This window comes from Demequina capsici (assembly GCF_032102965.1).
Lineage (GTDB): Bacteria > Actinomycetota > Actinomycetes > Actinomycetales > Demequinaceae > Demequina > Demequina capsici.
Map to the genome: position 1 here is coordinate 387,494 of NZ_CP134880.1, position 17,254 is coordinate 404,747.

The 17,254-nt window shown below is 70.3% G+C and carries 14 protein-coding genes; 4 read left to right on the forward strand and 10 right to left on the reverse strand.

Annotated features, from left to right (window positions below):
* Positions 1-5: 5 nt before the first annotated feature.
* Positions 6-395, reverse strand: coding sequence for an AMIN-like domain-containing (lipo)protein (locus RN607_RS01920; RefSeq protein ID WP_446682044.1), 390 nt, complete (start codon positions 393-395; stop codon positions 6-8).
* On the opposite strand from RN607_RS01920, the gene RN607_RS01925 reads away from it, so the two are divergent.
* A complete protein-coding gene (locus RN607_RS01925; protein ID WP_313499307.1) occupies positions 394-708 on the forward strand; it encodes a hypothetical protein in 315 nt (104 codons plus the stop codon). The two genes, RN607_RS01920 and RN607_RS01925, sit on opposite strands and share 2 nt — an antisense overlap.
* On the opposite strand, the gene RN607_RS01930 is transcribed toward RN607_RS01925, so the two are convergent.
* The 5 genes from RN607_RS01930 to RN607_RS01950 form a co-directional block, all read right to left on the reverse strand.
* The gene (locus tag RN607_RS01930; RefSeq protein WP_313499314.1) at positions 705-1,001 is read right to left on the reverse strand and encodes a hypothetical protein; all 297 of its coding nucleotides are present in this window, start codon (positions 999-1,001) and stop codon (positions 705-707) included. The two genes, RN607_RS01925 and RN607_RS01930, sit on opposite strands and share 4 nt — an antisense overlap.
* A 103-nt stretch (positions 1,002-1,104) precedes the next feature.
* Complete coding sequence (locus tag RN607_RS01935; RefSeq protein WP_313501794.1) at positions 1,105-1,725, reverse strand: aquaporin; 621 nt, start codon at positions 1,723-1,725, stop codon at positions 1,105-1,107.
* A 188-nt stretch (positions 1,726-1,913) separates the two neighbouring features.
* Entirely contained in the window at positions 1,914-2,753 is an 840-nt protein-coding gene (locus tag RN607_RS01940; protein ID WP_313543957.1) for a methylenetetrahydrofolate reductase, read from the reverse strand.
* Between the two features lie 134 nt (positions 2,754-2,887).
* Entirely contained in the window at positions 2,888-4,027 is a 1,140-nt protein-coding gene (gene pyrD / locus RN607_RS01945) for a dihydroorotate dehydrogenase (quinone) (protein WP_313499319.1), read from the reverse strand.
* 240 nt (positions 4,028-4,267) lie between these two features.
* Positions 4,268-6,034 carry a DUF389 domain-containing protein gene (locus RN607_RS01950; RefSeq protein ID WP_313499321.1) on the reverse strand — a complete coding sequence of 589 codons (1,767 nt, stop codon included), beginning with the start codon at positions 6,032-6,034 and terminating at the stop codon, positions 4,268-4,270.
* A gap of 141 nt (positions 6,035-6,175) precedes the next feature.
* On the opposite strand from RN607_RS01950, the gene RN607_RS01955 reads away from it, so the two are divergent.
* Positions 6,176-6,991 (forward strand): L,D-transpeptidase family protein, encoded by an 816-nt coding sequence (locus RN607_RS01955; protein ID WP_313499324.1) that lies wholly within the window; start codon positions 6,176-6,178, stop codon positions 6,989-6,991.
* A 68-nt stretch (positions 6,992-7,059) separates the two neighbouring features.
* On the opposite strand, the gene RN607_RS01960 is transcribed toward RN607_RS01955, so the two are convergent.
* Both RN607_RS01960 and RN607_RS01965 read right to left on the reverse strand, forming a co-directional pair.
* Entirely contained in the window at positions 7,060-8,295 is a 1,236-nt protein-coding gene (locus tag RN607_RS01960; RefSeq protein ID WP_313543960.1) for a hypothetical protein, read from the reverse strand.
* Between the two features lie 355 nt (positions 8,296-8,650).
* Entirely contained in the window at positions 8,651-9,622 is a 972-nt protein-coding gene (locus tag RN607_RS01965; protein ID WP_313543962.1) for a hypothetical protein, read from the reverse strand.
* A gap of 344 nt (positions 9,623-9,966) precedes the next feature.
* Between RN607_RS01965 and RN607_RS01970 the strand changes: the two genes are divergently transcribed.
* Entirely contained in the window at positions 9,967-10,875 is a 909-nt protein-coding gene (locus RN607_RS01970) for a L,D-transpeptidase (RefSeq protein ID WP_313543964.1), read from the forward strand.
* A gap of 139 nt (positions 10,876-11,014) precedes the next feature.
* On the opposite strand, the gene RN607_RS01975 is transcribed toward RN607_RS01970, so the two are convergent.
* Positions 11,015-11,995, reverse strand: coding sequence for a hypothetical protein (locus RN607_RS01975; RefSeq protein WP_313543966.1), 981 nt, complete (start codon positions 11,993-11,995; stop codon positions 11,015-11,017).
* A 504-nt stretch (positions 11,996-12,499) separates the two neighbouring features.
* Between RN607_RS01975 and RN607_RS01980 the strand changes: the two genes are divergently transcribed.
* The gene (locus RN607_RS01980) at positions 12,500-15,487 is read left to right on the forward strand and encodes an FAD-binding and (Fe-S)-binding domain-containing protein (RefSeq protein ID WP_376784210.1); all 2,988 of its coding nucleotides are present in this window, start codon (positions 12,500-12,502) and stop codon (positions 15,485-15,487) included.
* A gap of 218 nt (positions 15,488-15,705) precedes the next feature.
* Here RN607_RS01980 and RN607_RS01985 read toward each other — a convergent pair whose 3' ends face one another.
* Positions 15,706-17,121 carry an HNH endonuclease signature motif containing protein gene (locus RN607_RS01985; protein WP_313543970.1) on the reverse strand — a complete coding sequence of 472 codons (1,416 nt, stop codon included), beginning with the start codon at positions 17,119-17,121 and terminating at the stop codon, positions 15,706-15,708.
* Positions 17,122-17,254 lie beyond the last annotated feature (133 nt).

Consider the following 17,254-nt stretch of genomic DNA (forward strand, 5'->3'; position numbering starts at 1 on the left):
GCGCGTCAGGCGGTGCTGACGTCGATCACGAGCCGGACCGGGTCGGTGAGCCATGCGACCTTGTACGGCCGCGGTTCGGCGAGCCCTATCGCCGCGTGGCTGATCCCCTCGAACCCGCTGATGAGTCGGACCTCGAGGATCTCGGTGGTGTCGCCGGGCCTCAGGACCAGCGGCCCGGCATAGGCGGACTGGTCGAGCGGGGTGCCGTCGTACCAGGCGCCGAAGGCGACGTCGAGCGAGGCGGTGCCTTCGAGCGGGGGCGACAGCGGCTCGCCGGACGGGTCCACCAGGAAGGTGCTCGCGCCGTACGGCGTCACCGACCATCCCGGAGCCGGTCCTGACCCCGTGAACTCCATGACCCAGCGGTCGAAGCAGTCGTGGCGTGCGACGCGCATGGTCACGCCCCAGATGGTGCTGGAGAGGTCCGAGGGCCAGTCGGACGCGGAGGCGCTGCTCTCCGAGGTTCCGAACGTCTCGCACGCAGGGGTGGAATCCGTTGGCGCCTCTGGGCTCGTCTGCGCTGGCGCACTCGGCGACGCGGCCGTGCTCGCGGTCACTCCGGGGCTGGGCGATGGCGCAGGGTTCGGAGACGTGCAGGCGGCGAGCAGGGTCGCGGTGAGAAGCACCGCGGCCAGCCTCGGACGACCGGCGCTCATGATTCCACGGTACGCCCGAGCATGGCCGTCGGCTCAGGGAGCGGTCGCCTAGCCCAGGTACGACACCACGTAGACGAAGATCGCCATGCCGAGCGCGGCGGCCCAGCCGTATCCGAGCCAGAGCCGCCTGGGCGCAAGGTCGGGCTCGCTGTCCCAGGCCCATGCCGCGCCGGCCATGGCGATCGCGCCCGCGGCGAGCATGCCCCAGGTCAGGCCCCATCGCCACTGTGCGAGGTCGCCACCGCCCGTCGCGGCGTAACCGGTGGTGACTCCGATCACCAGCGCCAGCGCGAGCATGAGCGGGGCGAGGCCGGCCAATGCCAGAGTGGATGCGCGAAATCTCATCGTTGCCCCGTTCCCTTGCGCGCGGGTGCGCGTCAGGTCAGTGTGCCACGATGTCCGACTCGTGTCGATATGTCCGTTACCGGAACGGGGAGAGGCCGGTGGTTCAGCGCTGACGGCCGCGCGGCGCGAGTGCGCTCACCAGGGCGACCGCGATCGTGGCCCCGACAAGCTGCGCGCAGACGTACGGGAGCACGGAGCCTGGCGCGATGCCTGCGAAGGTGTCCGTGATCATGCGGCCTATCGTGACCGCTGGGTTCGCGAACGACGTAGACGAGGTGAACCAGTACGCGGCGCCGATGTAGGCGCCGACGGCGGGTGCCACCAGCGCCGCGCGGCCGGTGCGCACCAGCATCAGGATCACGAGCAGCAGTCCCGCGGTCGCGACGACCTCGGCGAGCAGGTGCGCGGGCGTCGCTCGGTCGGTCGTGGACCATCGGGTCGGCTGCGCGAACATCGCGTTGGCGAGGACCGCGCCGAGGAGTCCGCCGATCACCTGGGCGGCGATGTATGCGGCGGCGTCCCCTGTGCGGTCCATGCCGCCGACCAGCCGCTCCACGAGGGTGACGACGGGGTTGAGGTGCGATCCGGAGATCTGCTGGAACAGCAGGATCAGCACGGTGAGCCCGAAGAAGGTGGCGAGCGAGTTCTCCAGGAGCTGGAGGCCCATGTCGGTCGAGAGCTGCTGAGCCATGATGCCGGAGCCGACCACGACGGTCACGAGCAGCGCGGTGCCAAGGCCTTCGGCGAGCGCGCGTCGCCAGAGGGCGGGGGCTGCGGGAGCGTCGGAGGGGCGGGCGTCCGGCGCTGCGGGGTCGGGGACGTGGGCGGTTGCCTCGGCCGCGTGGTGCGGCGCGGGCGAGGGTGCTGCGTGGTCGGGGCTCACGAGGAACCATCCTGACGGATCAGGATTGCTCAGTCAATGTTGAGATAATTGAGCGCCCACTCGGCCGTCGCCTCCGGGCCGCCGAAGGCGAACAGGTGAAGGCGGACATCGCCATGCACCGTGGGATCGAGCCGGGACTCGAGGTCGGCGACGAACGCGTCCGGCCCCGCCGTGGTCAGGAGGCTTCCCAATGAGAAGCCGTACTTTCGCGCCACCCCCGCGCTGGTCGCCACCCCGCACCTGCGCGCGAAGGCCAGCAGGCGCTTCACCGACGTCGGCCCGGGAACGCCGATGCGGAGCGGCACGCTGACGCCCGTGGCGCGCATCCGCTCGATCCAGGTGATCACGGCGTCGACGTCGAAGGAGAACTGGGTGAGGACCGTCGCCTCGAGCCCCTGCGCGGCGAGAATGCCCAGCTTCGCGTGGAGCGCCTCCGTCAGCGCGGGCTCGGGGATGTCGGGGTGCCCGTCGGGATACCCCGCGACGCCCACCTCCCGCACGCCGTGGGCGGGGAGCAGCCCGGTCTGCAGCACCGACAGCGCGGAGTCGTAGGGTCCCTCTGGTCGGCGAGGGTCCCCGCCTACGACCACCACGTGGGATGACGTGCCCTGGTCGTGGAGCGCCTGCAGCTCGCTGCGAAGCTCCTGCTCGTCGGCGATCCGACGTGCGGAGAGGTGCATGACCGGGGTGAGCCCGCGCTTGCGCGCCGCCGCGGACATCGCGAGGCGCGAGGTCGGGTCCTCGGTGCCGAGCGCGGTGATGTTGACCCGGGTGCCCGGCGGGAGCGCGTCCGCGGCGTCGTCCAGCCGCGAGCCGTCGCGCGCGGTGACCTCAAGCGAGAAGCCCTCGAGCAGGCGGGTGCGGTCCACGGTCACCGCCCTATGTAACCACTCCTGCGGGCGGGCACGGCACCGCGGAGTCGACGCTGAAGGCGTGACGGGTTGACGCAGCGAACGGCCGACGGGCCGGCGGGCGGGGCGTCGGGGGCGGGCCGATGGAGAGGTCAGTCGGTCGCGACCGGGAGGTCGGCGCGGGAGCCGACGGCGTCCTGCACCCGAGCGAAGCCGTCGGCCTGCGCGAGCTCGACGAGCTCCTTGGCGATGGTGCCGACCACAGCGGGACCGCGGAAGATGAGACCTGACACGAGTTCGACGAGCGTCGCGCCGGCGCAGATCTTGTCGTAGGCGTGGCTGCCGTCGAACACGCCTCCCAGGCCCGCGATCGTGAGCCTGTCGCCGGCGTGCAGGTAGGTGCGGCGGACGATCTCGGTGCTGAGCTCGCGGACGGGCCTGCCTGACAGGTTGCCCTTGATCGCGGGGTCCATGGTGACGGAGTCGCGGTCCTTGCGCAGGTTGGAGATCGTGAGGCCGGCGACCCGGTGGTCGAGCGCGACGTCGACGAGGTCCCGGAACTGCTCCCACGTCTTGTCTGACGGCATCTTGAGGACGATGGGCTGGGCGGGCGCCGCGTCGTCCACGGCGGTGAGCAGCTGGTCCAGGGCCTCGGGACCGGTGAAGGCCTCGCCGACCATCGTGTTGGGGCACGAGATGTTGAGCTCGATGAGCTCGCTGAGGCCGTCGAGCGCCTGAACCGACCTCACGTAGTCGTCCACGCCCTCGGCGACGTCTCCGGTGTGGCCGTCGTTGGTGCGGGCGATCGACATCTTGAAAGGCAGCGCCATGTAGCGGGGGTTGCCCTGCTCGCGGAGCTCGACAAGGCGCGTGGCGACGCGCTCCACTCCGCCGTTCGCCAGACCCACGTGGACCACCAGCGACTCGTCCTGGGGGAGGCGGTGGAACCACGGGCGAGGGTTGCCGTCGCACACGCGAGAGGTGACGGAGCCGAAGGTGAGGAGGCCGAATCCGGTCATCTGCAGGATGCCGGGGATCGCGACGTTCTTGTCGAGCCCGGCGGCGAGGCCCAGCGGGTTGCGCAGCGTGAGGTCGTAGGCCTCGGTCACGAGGGCCGGGTCGTCGTGCTTGAGCAGCGCCTCAGCCGCGGCCATGGCGGGGCGGATGCGCTGCGCCCACGAGCCGTGCGTGATCATGTCGTCGTGCACCTTGTCGGGGTGCATCTTGAAGATGACGGGCTTGACGCCCTTGGTGTACACGGTGGTCATCGCACTGCGCGCAAAGGTGCCCATGTGGCGTCGTTCCTTCTCAGTTCGCGATCGCGGCGGTGACGAGCGGGCGGGCCCGCGGGGCGCTGTCGCGTCGCTCGTCGGTGAGGTTGTCCGGAATCTAACCCCTGGGAACGCCTGCGGGTTGGGACCTCGTGCCCAGTGAAGTCCCTCGTAGTCGGCCAGATGTCGATGACTTGACAACCAAGTGAAGGGTCCGGCGCAGGCGCTCCCGAGCTGCGAGGAGGGGCGATCGGCGGGCGCTCACGACCCGTCGTTCGAGCGCCAGGACTCCGGCGTCGCGGTGGGCAGGCTCGTCACGTCGACCGGGGTGACGCCCACGCGCAGCGCGAGCGGGCGCTTCAGCTCGTCGACCAGCGCCGTCTGCAGCTCTGCGGCGTCGGGCGCCTCACCCGGGCCGACCAGCAGGACCGTCACGTCGGATCCGTCGACGGTGATCGACTGGACCAGCAGATCCGAACCGTCGCCCAGCCACGCGTCCACCACCTGCTGCACCTCGCGCGACTGCGCGGAGCTCGACAGCGCTCCCTGCGAGCTGAAGGCCAACGGCACCAGGATCACCGCGCCCAGCGCCACGTAGGGTGCGACGGTCGCGACCACGCCCCACGGGTTGCGGCGCAGCACCTTCTGCCGTGCGAAGCCGGTGAGCACGAACACCAGGGCCGCCGCCACCACGATCGCGACGAAGTTCGTGAGGAAGAGCAGCAGAGCGCCCGCGGCCTCGCCCACGCGGTCGTTCGCCAGGCTGATGCCCACGACCGCGAGCGGCGGCACCAGGGCCACCGCGATCGCGACTCCCGCGATGCCGGACGACACGCGCGTGTTCACCGTGGCGAACGCGCCCGCGGCACCGGCCGCGACGGCGATCAGCATGTCGAGCGCCGTGGGGTTCACCCGCGAGACGATCTGGGTGTTCGTGTCGAAGCCGACAGCGACAGGGGCCCAGGCAGCCAGTCCGTAGGACAGGAGCACCGCGGCCGCCGTGCCGAGGCCCACCATGAGCACCGACTGTCCCGCGCGGCGGCTCCAGCCGTTGACGAGCGCGCCGGCGAGGCCCAGGATCGGCACCATCAGCGGCGCCACGAGCATCGCTCCGATCACGACGGCCGTCGAGTCGGCCAGCACCGCGTAGGTGGCGATCGCGACGGACAGCACCAGCATGACCCACCACGCGCCCAGCTTGGAGAGCCGGTCCTCACCCTCGAAGTACAGCCCGTCGGCCAGCTCGGCGCGCGTCTCCCTGCCGATGTCCGACGTCCGGATCCAGTCCCACAGCACCTCGGCCACCGTCGTCGAGTACGGGTCGATCGTGGTGCGATCGGGGTTCTCCACGTACTTGAGCCCCCACGCGATCAGCAGTGCGCCGAGCACCAGCGATCCGACGGCGGCCGCAACCAGCACGCCTTCCACAGCGCCGAGCGGTGACACGATGGCGAGCACCGCGATCGCCCCTGTGATCACGCCGCCTGCCGCTCTGATCGCGCGGTGCTCGGCGCGTCGGCGGATGCTCGACAGGATCACGAGCACGGCGCGCGCCAGTGCATAGAACGCGAAGAGCTCGACTGCGAGCGCGAGCCCCAGCCCTTCCCGCGCATCCGTCAGGTACGCGATGGCCCCCATCAGGCCCAGGAACCCGAGGGTGAGGATCGCTCGCACCATGACGTACGCGCGGTTGCGCTGGCGTCCCCAGCGGCGACGGCCGGAGAACACGTAGCGGACGTCGAGCGCCGCGGAGCCGAACAGCGCCACGGCGACGACGATCTGGAGCACGGTGAAGGCGAGGTCGTGGGCCAGCAGGACTGCGGAGCCGCCGAGCATGATGCCGACCCCGCGTGCGGCGACGGGGTTGGTGAGGCCGACGATGGTGTCACGGACGCTCGCGCCCACGGACGGCGCTCCGCTGGCCAGCGTCGGCACGGGTCCCGTCTCCGGGTTGGCGGCGGTGCTCGACGGCGGCGTCGTGCTCGATGCCGGCCGCGGCCCGTCGTCGGCCTTCCCCTGTGCTGCCATGGCTCTCTCCTGACCTGGGGCCTCTCGATGGCTTCATCGTACGGCGGTGGCGTCCACGCTCCTGGTAACGCGAGGTATCGGTCGTTAGACTCCAGGTGTGCCTCGGCGACCGCCTGAGGCACGCGGTGCGAGGGAGGCACGGTGAGGCTGAGGAGTCTGGCGGCGACGGCCACGGCGGCGATCGTCGCGGTGACCCTCGCGGGGTGCTACGTGCCGCCGACGCCGGACGAGATCGAGGCGTTGCACGCCTCCTTCGTCGCCAGCCAGTCGGCCACCCCGTCGATCACCGCAGAGGGTCCGATCGTCACCTACTCGCCGGACCCGGTGGAGGAGGAGACCCACCTCAGCTACATCGCCACCGCCAACGAGTCCGCGATCGACGTGTACACCGAGCCGAACGGCGACGTGCAGCAGACCATCGCCGCCGCCGACGTGCTCACCGTCCCTGACTCGACGCCGCTGACGTTCCTCGTCGAGACCCGCGCGACGGGGTGGTACCAGGTGTATCTGCCTGTCCGGCCCAACGGGACGACGGGCTGGGTGCGTGCGGACGACGTGTCGGTGACCACCACGAACTACTGGGTCGAGGTGGACATCACCCACTTCACGCTCACCGCCTACCTGGGCACGGTGCAGGTCTTCCAGACGGCGATCGGCGTCGGCCGTGACGACCGCCCGACGCCCGGCGGCGTCTACTACATCCGCGAGCTGCTCCAGGTGCCGGATCCGCAGAGCATCTACGGGCCCTACGCGTACGGCCTGTCCGGCTTCCAGCCCGTGCTCGACGAGTTCAACGGGGGCGAGGCGATCATCGGCATGCATGGCACGAACGATCCGTCGTCGATCGGCAAGTACGTCTCGAGCGGCTGCATCCGCATGCCGAACGATGCGATCACGGAGCTGGCGACCGAGGTGGGCCTGCCGCTCGGCACGCCTGTTTACATCGACCAGCTGTGAGCCGCTGAGGTGGCCGCGCAGGACGAAGGGGCTGGAACCGAGGTTCCAACCCCTTCGCGACGGCCGGGTCAGCCCGTGTAGCTGGGCGTGCCGGCCACGGCGGACGCGGGGCCCGCGGACAGCACCTTCGTCGTGGCCTCCGGGGTGGAGGTGGGCGAGGATGTGGCGGTCGGCGTCGAGGTGGTGGGAGTGGCGGCCTGGGAGGTCGGCTCCTGGCTTCCCTCGCAGGTGAGCTGGCCGGTGGCGACGCCTGCCAGCGTCGTCTCGCCGTTCACGGCGTCCACCGAGTAGGAGTAGGAGCCCGTCGGGAGCGACGACGCCGGCACGCTGCCGTGATACGCCAGGGGTTCGGATCCGTCATCGGTGAGCGTGGTCAACACGGCGCCGTCGACGATCACCGTGAACGACCATGCCGTGAGCGGGGTCGAGGGGTACGTGACCGCGAGCGTCATGTCGGCTGCGCAGGCGGTGCCGACCGTGAGCGTGGGCGGCGTCACCCCGCCGGACGAGCACGCGGTGAGCGAGTCCTTCATGGTCCACGACGTGGTCGCGTCCTCGGGGAAGGCGAAGCCTTCCGTCGGCGTCGCGGTCACCGTGATCGACCCGTCCTCGTTGGTGGTCTGCGAGTACTCGACGCCGGCGACCTCCGGGATCTCCCAGTAGTCGTTGAAGGTGAGCCCGCACACCTCATGCCAGACGGGTGCCTCAGGCGTGGTGATCGGCAGCTCTCCGCCGCCTTGATAGCAGGCGGGATCATATGACGACTCGGTGGTCGAGACCGGGTCGGCGTAGACCTTGTCGCCCAGCACCCACCCGTCGGTGCTGCTCCACACGTACTCAGCGGTCCACGCCCGGGTGACGGTGGTCGTCAGGTAGGTGCCGTCCATCGCGTCGGTGCACGCGCCGGAGACGGAGACGGTCTCGGTCCCTGTCGCATCGTCGGGCTTGTCGGGGATGTGACAGCCGTTGGCGTAGATCGCCTGGCCTGCGGCGGTCCAGTTGTGGCCGGCGAACTGATAGCCGTCGGTCGTGGTGAACGGCGGGATGATGTCCCTGCCGTCCTGATGAAGCGCGTGGCCGTTGTGGACCAGCTCGTGGCGGTCGTTCACGATCGAGTCGTCGTCGACCGTCTCGTACCGCCAGTGACCTGGGCTCCCCGTGGCGTGGCAGATGGAGACCTCCACATGCTGCACCGGGCCGGGTCCGCCGCCGTAGCCTGGGTTGGCCATGGCGGGGATGGCCCACGCCGCTGCGCCCAGTGCCGCAACGCTGATCGTCGCGGCGATTCTCTGCTTGATGTTCATTGCACTCGCCCCCCAGAGGCGCGAGACCCGGGGCATGGTCAGCCCACGACGGGGCCTCAGAGGTCAGCGTACGCGCATTCGTGTGGAATATCCCACTTAAGGGTTGTGTGATGAATTCATCTGATTTACCCTATGCGGCCGTTGGGTCTCGACGGCTTCGGCCGCCGCACGCACGACGGGCCGGCACCGCCGTGCCGCGAGGCAAGGAGGCGCCGGCCCGGAGCTGCTGCCTCGCGCGACCGGTGACCCGTCGTGCAGGTGGATCGCCGGTCGGTTTGAGGGATCGCGGAGCAGCTGCTCGTGGAACGACGAAGGGGCTGGGATGCGCATCCCAGCCCCTTCGTCGTTCACATCGTCAGCCCGTGTAGGTCGGCGTTCCGTCGACCGCGGTGGCCGGTCCGGCGGACAGGACCTGCGTCTTGGTGACCGCGGTGGTCGACTTGCCGGGGTTCGGAGAGACCGAGTTGTTCGTCTTGGTGGTCTCCTCAGGCGTCGACGTCTCGGTCGACGGCGACTCGCCGCTGGCGGGGGTCGTGGTGCTGGCCGTGGTGCTGGTCGACGAGGTGCCGCTCTCAGGCGTCTTGCACGACGTGTCGTCGACGGGCAGGTAGCCCTCGACCTCGTTCTCCGGAACGTAGATCAGCTCATGCGACTCGGGGTCGCACACCTGGACCTGCGCGGGCGTCTCGCCGCCACCGCTGGTCGTGGTGCTCGACGAAGGGCCGCTCTCGGGCGTCTTGCACGAGGAGTCGTCGACGGGCAGGTAGCCCTCGACCTCGTTCTCCGGAACGTAGATCAGCTCGTGCGACTCGGGGTCGCACACCTGGACCTGCGCGGGCGTCTCGCCGCCACCGCTGGTCGTGGTGGTGGAGCTGGTGGACGTCGTGGACGTCGAGGTGGTCTTGGTCGGCAGCGGGTCGCACACGATGTAGTGCGAGATCGCCTGCGAGGTGCCGCCCGAGTGGCCGGTGGCGACCACAGGCGTCCCGTACGTGCCGGCCGAGCCGGACACCCACACGAAGTTGTGCGTCGCGGACTTGATCACCAGGATCGAGAACGACTGGTTGATGTACACGGAGTTGCCGAGTCCGGCGCCGTCGGTCTTGTGGCACGAACCTGCGAAGGTCGAGTCCACGTTGTCCTTGACCCACTGCACCCAGTACGGGGTCTCGTTCATGTGGTCGCTCGAGACCTGCTCGACGGTGGCATCGGGCGAACGGTCGACGATCGGCACCGATGCGTTGGCGGCCGTGCCCGCGAGCACCGCGCCTGCCGTGACCAGTGCGAGCGCGGCGACGCCTGCGGAAATCTTCTCTTTGAGCTTCATGGCTCTTCACTCACCTCAGCTGAGGTCTGGGGATTCCCTCTATCCCCACCAGGACCTCTGGCCTAACCGTAGCCACGCAGATGTGAGATTTGCAACACTCTCTTGAGAAGAAGCGCGATTATCGGTAACTTGCCCGCTCAACTTGAGCGGTTGGTCCGAATTGGCGGGGTCGTCAGCCTGACTCGGATCGCTTCCGTGCTCACAGTGTGGCATGCCTCACACGAACGCGCCAGGTCAGGCGGTGAAGCGGCGCCCCGAAAGGGGTCTGGGCGCGGGCCGTGGCGACTGTGATCCTCGTTACACTCTGGCTGACAGCATCCATGCGGCGTCGGCGAGGAGGGGGCATGGGGTCGGACCCTGCGAGCCTGGATGGAGGCGTCGCGCGAGGCGGGCGTGGCGCGGTGCGGCTCGCGCGACCTGCGGTGCTTCCGCTGGTGATCGGCGTCGTCGTCCTGGCGGCGGTGGGAACGGCTCTCGGGCTGCGAGGAGCGACGGACGCGTCGGCGGGTGCGGACGCGTCGGCGGGTGCGGGCGCGTCGGCGTTCGCGACGGCCCTCGAGCCCGTCCCAGCGGTCGCCGCGACCGCGGGGACCACCCAGGACGCCGAGCCCTCCGTGGTCGTGGACGATCATGTCAGCACCTTCGTGACGGCCGACGGCCTGAACATCGACGTGTACTCGGCGCCGGACGGCGACGTGCAGCAGACGGTCCGGTCGGATCAGGTGCTGACCGTGCCGGGAGCCACCCCGCTCGTGCTGCTCGTCACGGACGGGGGCGACGAGACGCCTGGCTGGTACCAGGTGTACCTGCCGGTGCGGCCGAACGGGACGACGGGCTGGGTCCGCGCGTCTGATGTCGCCGTCGGCACCACCGACTTCTGGATCGAGGTCTCGATCTCCGGGTTCACCATGACGGTCTACGACGGCACCGAGGCGGTGCTGACGACGCCGATCGGCGTGGGCCGGGACGACCGCCCGACGCCTGGCGGCGTCTACTACCTGAAGGAGCTGCTCCGGGTTCCCGACGCTTCCGGACCGTACGGGCCGTACGCCTACGGGCTGTCCGGGTACCAGTCGACTCTCGACTCGTTCCACGGCGGCGAGGCGGTCATCGGCATCCACGGCACGAACGACCCGACCTCCTTCGGGCGCGTGGTGTCGAGCGGTTGCATCCGGGTGCCGAACGCGACGATCGCCGAGCTCGCCGAGCAGATCGGTCCGCCGCTGGGCACCCCGGTCTACATCACCGACTGACTGCAGCGGACGACGAGGCGGTCTGGCCCAGAGAGAGGAAGGGGCCGCGCCCAAACAGAGGAAGGGGCCGCGCCCAAACAGAGGAAGGAGCCGCGCCCGCAGGCGCAGCCCCTTCCTGTCGTGTTGCGGTCGTCCGGGTTCAGCCGGTGTAGGTGGGGGTGCCGCTCACCGCTGTCGCGGGGCCTGCCGACAGCACCTTGGTCGTGACGACCGGAGTCTGAGCGGCGGTCGTGGTGGTGTCCTCCGTCGGGGTCGTCTCGTCGCCGGTCGGCGTGGACTCTCCGCCCGTCGGCTCCTCGCCTCCGGTCGGCTCCTCGCCGCCCGACGGCGGTGTGGTCGTCGGAGGCGTGGTGCCCGGGGTCTCGCCACCGGAAGGCGGCGTGGTCGTGGGAGGCGTCGTCTCCGGCGTCGTCGTCTCGGGCGTGGTGGTCGACGGCGTGGTGGTCTCCGGCGTGGTGGTCGACGGCGTCGTCGGGGGAGTGGTGGTGGGGGTGCCCGGGATCAGGCAGAGGTGCGAGATGTTCTTCCCGTCGGGCCGTGAGTAGGTCTGACCCTGTGTCGCGCCGCCGGGGATGAAGTAGTTGCGCTCGCCGTCCTGGTCGCCGCCAGCGACGAGGATCACGGACTGATAGTCCTGGTCGGCGGTCCACGTGCTGCCGCCACCGTAGGAGTCGGAGGGCTTGGTGTAGCCGTCGGGGCACTCGCCGTTGTTGCTGTTGATGCAGACGGACTTCTGTCCGCCCTCGCCGAAGTGCTCGGTGAAGCCGCCGACCTGCACCCAGGTGATGCAGAACTCGCCGGACAGGCCGAAGGCCGACCATGGGATGAAGCCGGCGCCGATGTACTGGGCGACCTCATGGAGCTTGCCTGCGCATTCGGCGGCGCTGCTGCTCACGCACTTGGCCTCGAAGTGGATGCCGACCCCGGTGGTGCCGTTGACGGTGACGTTGATCTCCTGGCCGTCATGGAACGTGCTCCCGGCAGGAAGCTGGATCCCAGCGGTGGAGACGGTGTATGGCGTCGGGTCGTCCGAGCCGGTGGCTGCGGCGGGGATGGCCCACATGGCCACGCCCACCGCCGTGGCGCCGAGCGCGCCCGCGATCTTCTCTGCAATGTTCATATGTACTGCCCCGCCCCCTTGGCGTGGATGCGCGACCCGGGATGCTCCCTCAGCTCCCCTGAGAAGGCCACGCGAAAGCCAACGTAGTGGCGCGGTGTGACATTTGCAACATTCGCCTGCGCCGGAGCGTGATCTGCGGTATTTTGACCCGCCTCGCGAGCGATCTTCGAATGTGATGCGTCAACCAGGGCATGTGGCGTGCTCACAGTGTGGCGCAGGTCACACGAGTTGCCAAGTGGAGGTTCGCCGTGCAGGTTCGCCGGACGGACGCGTCCCGTCACGCTCACCCCGAACGGCGCGACTCCCACGGTCGGCATGGGGCTTCTCAGGGACCCGGGGTGGCGGCGCTCTCGTCAGCCCGGTAGCGGACGACTATGGGCCTGGGCCCCGCGGCCGATCCGCGCGCGCGGGCCCTTGTCCCTGGTCGGCGCGCGCGGGCCCTTGTCCCTGGTCGGCGCGCGCGGGCCCTTGTCCCCGGTCGCCGCCATGCGCCCGGATGCAAGAATGTCGAGCGTGACGACCACCGCGCCCGAACCTGCCGCCGCGCCCCCGGCCGCCCCACTCGACGATCTGGCCCACGCTCTCCGTGCCGCCGGCCTCGCAGAGGTGGAGACGGGCGCACGTCGGCGCGCGGAGTACTCGACGGATGCGTCCAACTACCGGGTGGTCCCGCAGGTGGTGGTGTTCCCTCGCGACGCCGACGAGCTGCTCGCCGTCCATGCGGTCTCCCGCGCCACGCGCGCGCCGCTGACCATGCGCGGAGCGGGCACCTCGGTGGCCGGCAACGCGATCGGCACCGGCATCGTCGTGGACACCAGCCGCCATCTGAACCGCATCCTCGATGTGGATGTGGATGCGCGCACCGCCCGTGTCCAGCCGGGCGTCATCATGGGCGACCTGCAGCGGCTCGTCGGGCCTCATGGCCTGCGGTTCGGGCCCGACCCGTCGACGTGGACTCGCGCCACGCTCGGCGGGATGATCGGCAACAATGCCTGCGGGCCGCATGCGCTCGCATTCGGTCGGACCGCGGACAACGTCCTCTCCCTCGACGTGGTGGACGGCCTCGGCCGACGATTCACGGCGAGCCCCCGGAGCGGCTCGGGCGGCGGCCCGGTGGCGGTTCCTGGTCTCAAGGAGCTGGTGGACGCGAACCTGGCGCTGATCCGCACGGAGTTCGGGCGCTTCACGCGTCAGGTGTCGGGCTACTCGATGGAGCACCTGCTCACCGAGAACGGTGCCGACCTGGGGCGGTTCCTCGTCGGGTCCGAGGGTACGCTCGCAACCACCCTTGAGGCGACGTTGCGCCTGGTAGAGGTGCCTCGAGTGCGCCTGACGGGCGTCTTCGCGTACGACGACATGCCGGCTGCGGCCGATGCGGTCGTCCCGATGCTTCCGCACAGGCCGCAGGCGATCGAAGGGCTCGACGCCCGACTCGTCGCGCGCGTGCGTGCCGCGAAGGGCGACGCGGGGGTGCCCGAGTTCCCCCCAGGCGCCGGCTGGCTGCTCGTCGAGGTCGGTGCGCCCACCGTGGAAGAGGCGGAGGAGGCGATGTCCGCGCTCGCGGCCGATTCGGGCACATCCACCTACCGTGTGGTCCGGGACGCGAAGGAGTCCGCCAAGCTGTGGGCCATCCGGGCCGACGGCGCGGGCCTGGCCGGTCGCTCCGCGGACAACAAGGAGTGCTGGCCCGGCTGGGAGGATGCCGCGGTCCCGCCGGAGCGGCTGGGCGCCTACCTGCGCGACTTCGATTTGCTCATGGCGCGCCACGGAGTGGACGGCCAACCGTTCGGCCACTTCGGCGACGGGTGCATCCACGTGCGGCTCGACATCCCGCTGCAGGCCGACGGGCGTCCGCTGCGGGCGTTCATGGAGGAGTCGGCGGCGCTGGTCGCCTCGCATGGTGGATCTCTGAGCGGCGAGCACGGTGACGGTCGCGCCCGCTCGGAGCTGCTGGGCGCGATGTACTCGCCGGCGGCCGTCGGTCTGTTCTCCCAGGTGAAGGCCCTGTTCGACCCGGAGAACCTGCTCAACCCGGGCATCATTGTGGATCCGGCGCCGCTGGATGCGGACCTGCGCCGCCCGTCTGCGCCTCGCACCGCTCCGTCGAAGGGCGGGATGGCGTTCGAGCACGACCACGGTGACCTCACGGAGGCGGTGCACCGCTGCACCGGCGTGGGCAAGTGCCGTGCGGACCTGCCTGGAACCGGCACAGGGTTCATGTGCCCGTCATATGCGGCCACGAAGGACGAGAAGGACGTGACGCGGGGACGCGCCCGAGTGCTGCAGGATGCGATCAACGGTTCGCTGATCGGGGGCCTCACCGCGCCCGAGGTGCGCCAGAGCCTGGACCTGTGCCTCAGCTGCAAGGCGTGCTCGTCGGACTGCCCTTCGGGCATCGACATGGCGGCGTACAAGTCCGAGGTGCTGCACCGGTCGTATCAGGGACGGCTGCGCCCCATGCCGCACTACTCCATCGGGTGGCTGCCGCGGTGGATGAACCTGATCGGCTGGGTGCCGTGGCTGGTCAACGGCGTCATGTCCGTCGGTTGGCTACGGCGCCTGATCCTGCCGATCGCGGGGCTCGACAAGAGACGGTCGCTGCCGAGGTTCGCGGCCAAGCCCTTCCGTCGGACGGAGGTGGCCAAGGCTCGTCGTGCGCAGCGGGGCAGCGGGCTGGTCTCCGACCCGTCGACGGGTTCGAGCGGGCACGACGCGAACGCCGCGCGCACCGAGCGACGCGTGGTGCTCTGGGCCGACTCGTTCACGGACGGGCTGGACCCCCAGATCCCGACTGCGATCGTGGAGGTGCTCGAGTCCGCGGGCTTCGAGGTCACCGTGACGGCGGGCGACGCCTGCTGCGGCGTCACGTGGATCTCGACGGGCCAGCTGGACGGGGCGCGCAAACACCTGGAGCACCTGCTGAGCGTGCTGGGCCCGTACGCGGTCAACGGCATCCCGATCATCGGTGTCGAGCCCTCGTGCATGGCGGTCCTGCGCGGCGACCTCACGGAGATCCTTCCTGAGGATCCCCGTGCGCGCTCGGTGCAGCTCGCAACCTACACGCTGGCTGAGCTCCTCACCGGACGCGCTCCTGTCAAGCCGGATCCTGCCTGGCAGGTGCCCAGCCTCGAAGGTGTCGACGTGGTCGTCCAGCCCCACTGCCACCAGTACTCGGTGATGGGCTACGTGGCCGACCGGGACCTGCTGGCCCGCGCAGGCGCGAACGTGACGGAGGCATCGGGCTGCTGCGGACTGGCGGGCAACTGGGGTTATGAGAAGGGCCACTACGACCTGTCGGTCGACATCGCCCACACGTCGCTCGTGCCGGCGCTTGAGAAGGCGGGTCTGAGCAAGGACGGCAAGGCGGTCGAAGGAGGTGAGGCCGTGTACATGGCGGATGGCGTCTCGTGCCGCACCCAGGCCGAGCACGTGGCGGGCGTGGACGGGTGGCACCTGGCGGAGCTGTTGTCGAGAGCCGCGCGCTCGCGCTGACGGTTCGTGCCCCCGTGTGGCGCTGACCGTCAGCGCTGACCGTCAGCGCTGATTGGCCGCGCCGACCGGCTGCGCTGGCGGTGACTGTTGTGTGCGCACGAGCGGCGCGCGCCGGGCTTGTGCGGGCGACGCGCGTGTGTGGGCGCACGAGGACGCGCCCCGTGGCAGCGCCTGTAGCCTCAGGGGCGAGGCTGGCCGGCTCGGGGTGCGCGTCTGCTTCAGGCCGCAGTGGCGCCGGTTCGCTCTCGCTGCCGGCCGATGGTGTGGGATCGTCCGGCGGGACGTGGGAGCCGGGCGGGGTCCACGGAGGCGGGTGGCCGCACCATGATGCGGCCGTTTTCGGCGTGGATCTCCCAGGTGCCGTCGTGCACTCTGTGATGGCAGTTCGTGCACAGCAGGACACCGTTGTCGAGGTCGGTGCGCCCGCTGTCTCGTGTCCACCAGCGGATGTGGTGTGCTTCGCACCAGGTGGGTGGTGCCTGGCAGATGGCGCATCCGCCGTCGCGTTCGCCGAGTGCGAGCCGTTGGGCGCGGGAGAACAGTCGGCGCGTGCGGCCTAGGTCGAGCGGTTCGGACTTGCCGCCGAGGACGGCTGGCAGCACCTGCAGGTCCACTGCCATGCGTCGCAGTGCGCCGACGCTGACGGGCGCGGGGAGGTCGTCGCAGTCTGCGAGGCCGACTCCTGCCTGGAGGTCGGTTTCTGCGACGCGGACGACGACCGTGGTGGTGGGTGCGGTGGCGTCGGCTTCGCATCCGAGGCCGTGCCGCGCGAGGGCGGCGAGTGCGTCGACGCGGATCTGGCCGGCGGTGCGCGTGTCACCGGACGGGACGGTGGCTGCGTCGCGTCGGCGTTGGAAGGCGTCTCGCACCTGTCCTTCGAGCCAGGTGGCGAGCGGAGCGGCTGATGCGGCGTCGAGCCGCGCGCGGAGGTTGACGATGCCATCTTCGTCCGTGTTCATGACGAGGTAGCGCTCGTCGCGTGCTTGACGTTCGCGGCGTTCCCACGCGACGGGGTCGGCGGCTGCGCGGGCCTGGAGGCAGGCGCGGCGCAGTCTGCTGATGCCGTGGGTGGTGGCGGTCTCCACCAGTGAGGCCTCGAGTGGGGAAGGCTCGGTCCAGGGCGCGGACTCGTGGGTGGGTGCGGAGGGCCCGCCGGCGTCGCGGGCGGCTGCGAGCTGCGTGCGCAGCGTGGCCACGGCGCGGAGGGTCCTGGAGATGAGCGCCGCGCACTCGGAGTCGAGCAGCCCGTCGGCGATCGCACGCGTGAGGTGAGAATGGCCTTGAACCGGCCGAGCGTCCTCACCGACGGGTGGGACGGCATCCGCCATGACCTTGCCCGTCTCGATGAGCTGGTGCGCGGAGCCGACCGTGCCGTTGCCGACGGCCGCGACGAGGTGTGCGGGGGTGCGGAATCCGTTGCGGCGCGCCAGCCCCTGGCGGCCGAGCTCCGGCCGGGAGCGACGTTCGACCTCGCCTGCGCAGGCCGCCAGCGTGGTGTTGGCGATGCGACCCAACCGGGAGAGCGCATCCATCAGGTTCATGAGCTCGGATTCGCTGAGGGAGGTGGTGGAGCGACCGTCGAAGAGCTGGAGCGCGCGCATCGCTCGAGCGATCTCGGCGGTCGTGATGTCCATGACCTCAGTCAACACGAAGGGTCTGACAAAGCGGACAAAACGGAAGCGTGGGTGTGGGGAGAACCTGGGTGGGCGTCGTCCCGACCTGGGCGCACCCGGCGTCGTCGTGCGAGCGCGGCCCTGAAGCCGACGT

Excerpts from the sequence above, each read along its gene's own strand:
- RN607_RS01925 (WP_313499307.1), top strand. The coding sequence starts at position 394 with ATGGTCACGCCCCAGATGGTGCTGGAGAGGTCCGAGGGCCAGTCGGAC.
- RN607_RS01920 (WP_446682044.1), bottom strand. The coding sequence starts at position 395 with ATGCGCGTCGCACGCCACGACTGCTTCGACCGCTGGGTCATGGAGTTC.
- RN607_RS01930 (WP_313499314.1), bottom strand. The coding sequence starts at position 1,001 with ATGAGATTTCGCGCATCCACTCTGGCATTGGCCGGCCTCGCCCCGCTC.
- pyrD (WP_313499319.1), bottom strand. The coding sequence starts at position 4,027 with ATGGGCACCTTTGCGCGCAGTGCGATGACCACCGTGTACACCAAGGGC.
- RN607_RS01950 (WP_313499321.1), bottom strand. The coding sequence starts at position 6,034 with ATGGCAGCACAGGGGAAGGCCGACGACGGGCCGCGGCCGGCATCGAGC.
- RN607_RS01960 (WP_313543960.1), bottom strand. The coding sequence starts at position 8,295 with ATGAACATCAAGCAGAGAATCGCCGCGACGATCAGCGTTGCGGCACTG.
- RN607_RS01965 (WP_313543962.1), bottom strand. The coding sequence starts at position 9,622 with ATGAAGCTCAAAGAGAAGATTTCCGCAGGCGTCGCCGCGCTCGCACTG.
- RN607_RS01970 (WP_313543964.1), top strand. The coding sequence starts at position 9,967 with ATGGGGTCGGACCCTGCGAGCCTGGATGGAGGCGTCGCGCGAGGCGGG.
- RN607_RS01975 (WP_313543966.1), bottom strand. The coding sequence starts at position 11,995 with ATGAACATTGCAGAGAAGATCGCGGGCGCGCTCGGCGCCACGGCGGTG.
- RN607_RS01980 (WP_376784210.1), top strand. The coding sequence starts at position 12,500 with ATGTCGAGCGTGACGACCACCGCGCCCGAACCTGCCGCCGCGCCCCCG.
- RN607_RS01985 (WP_313543970.1), bottom strand. The coding sequence starts at position 17,121 with ATGGACATCACGACCGCCGAGATCGCTCGAGCGATGCGCGCGCTCCAG.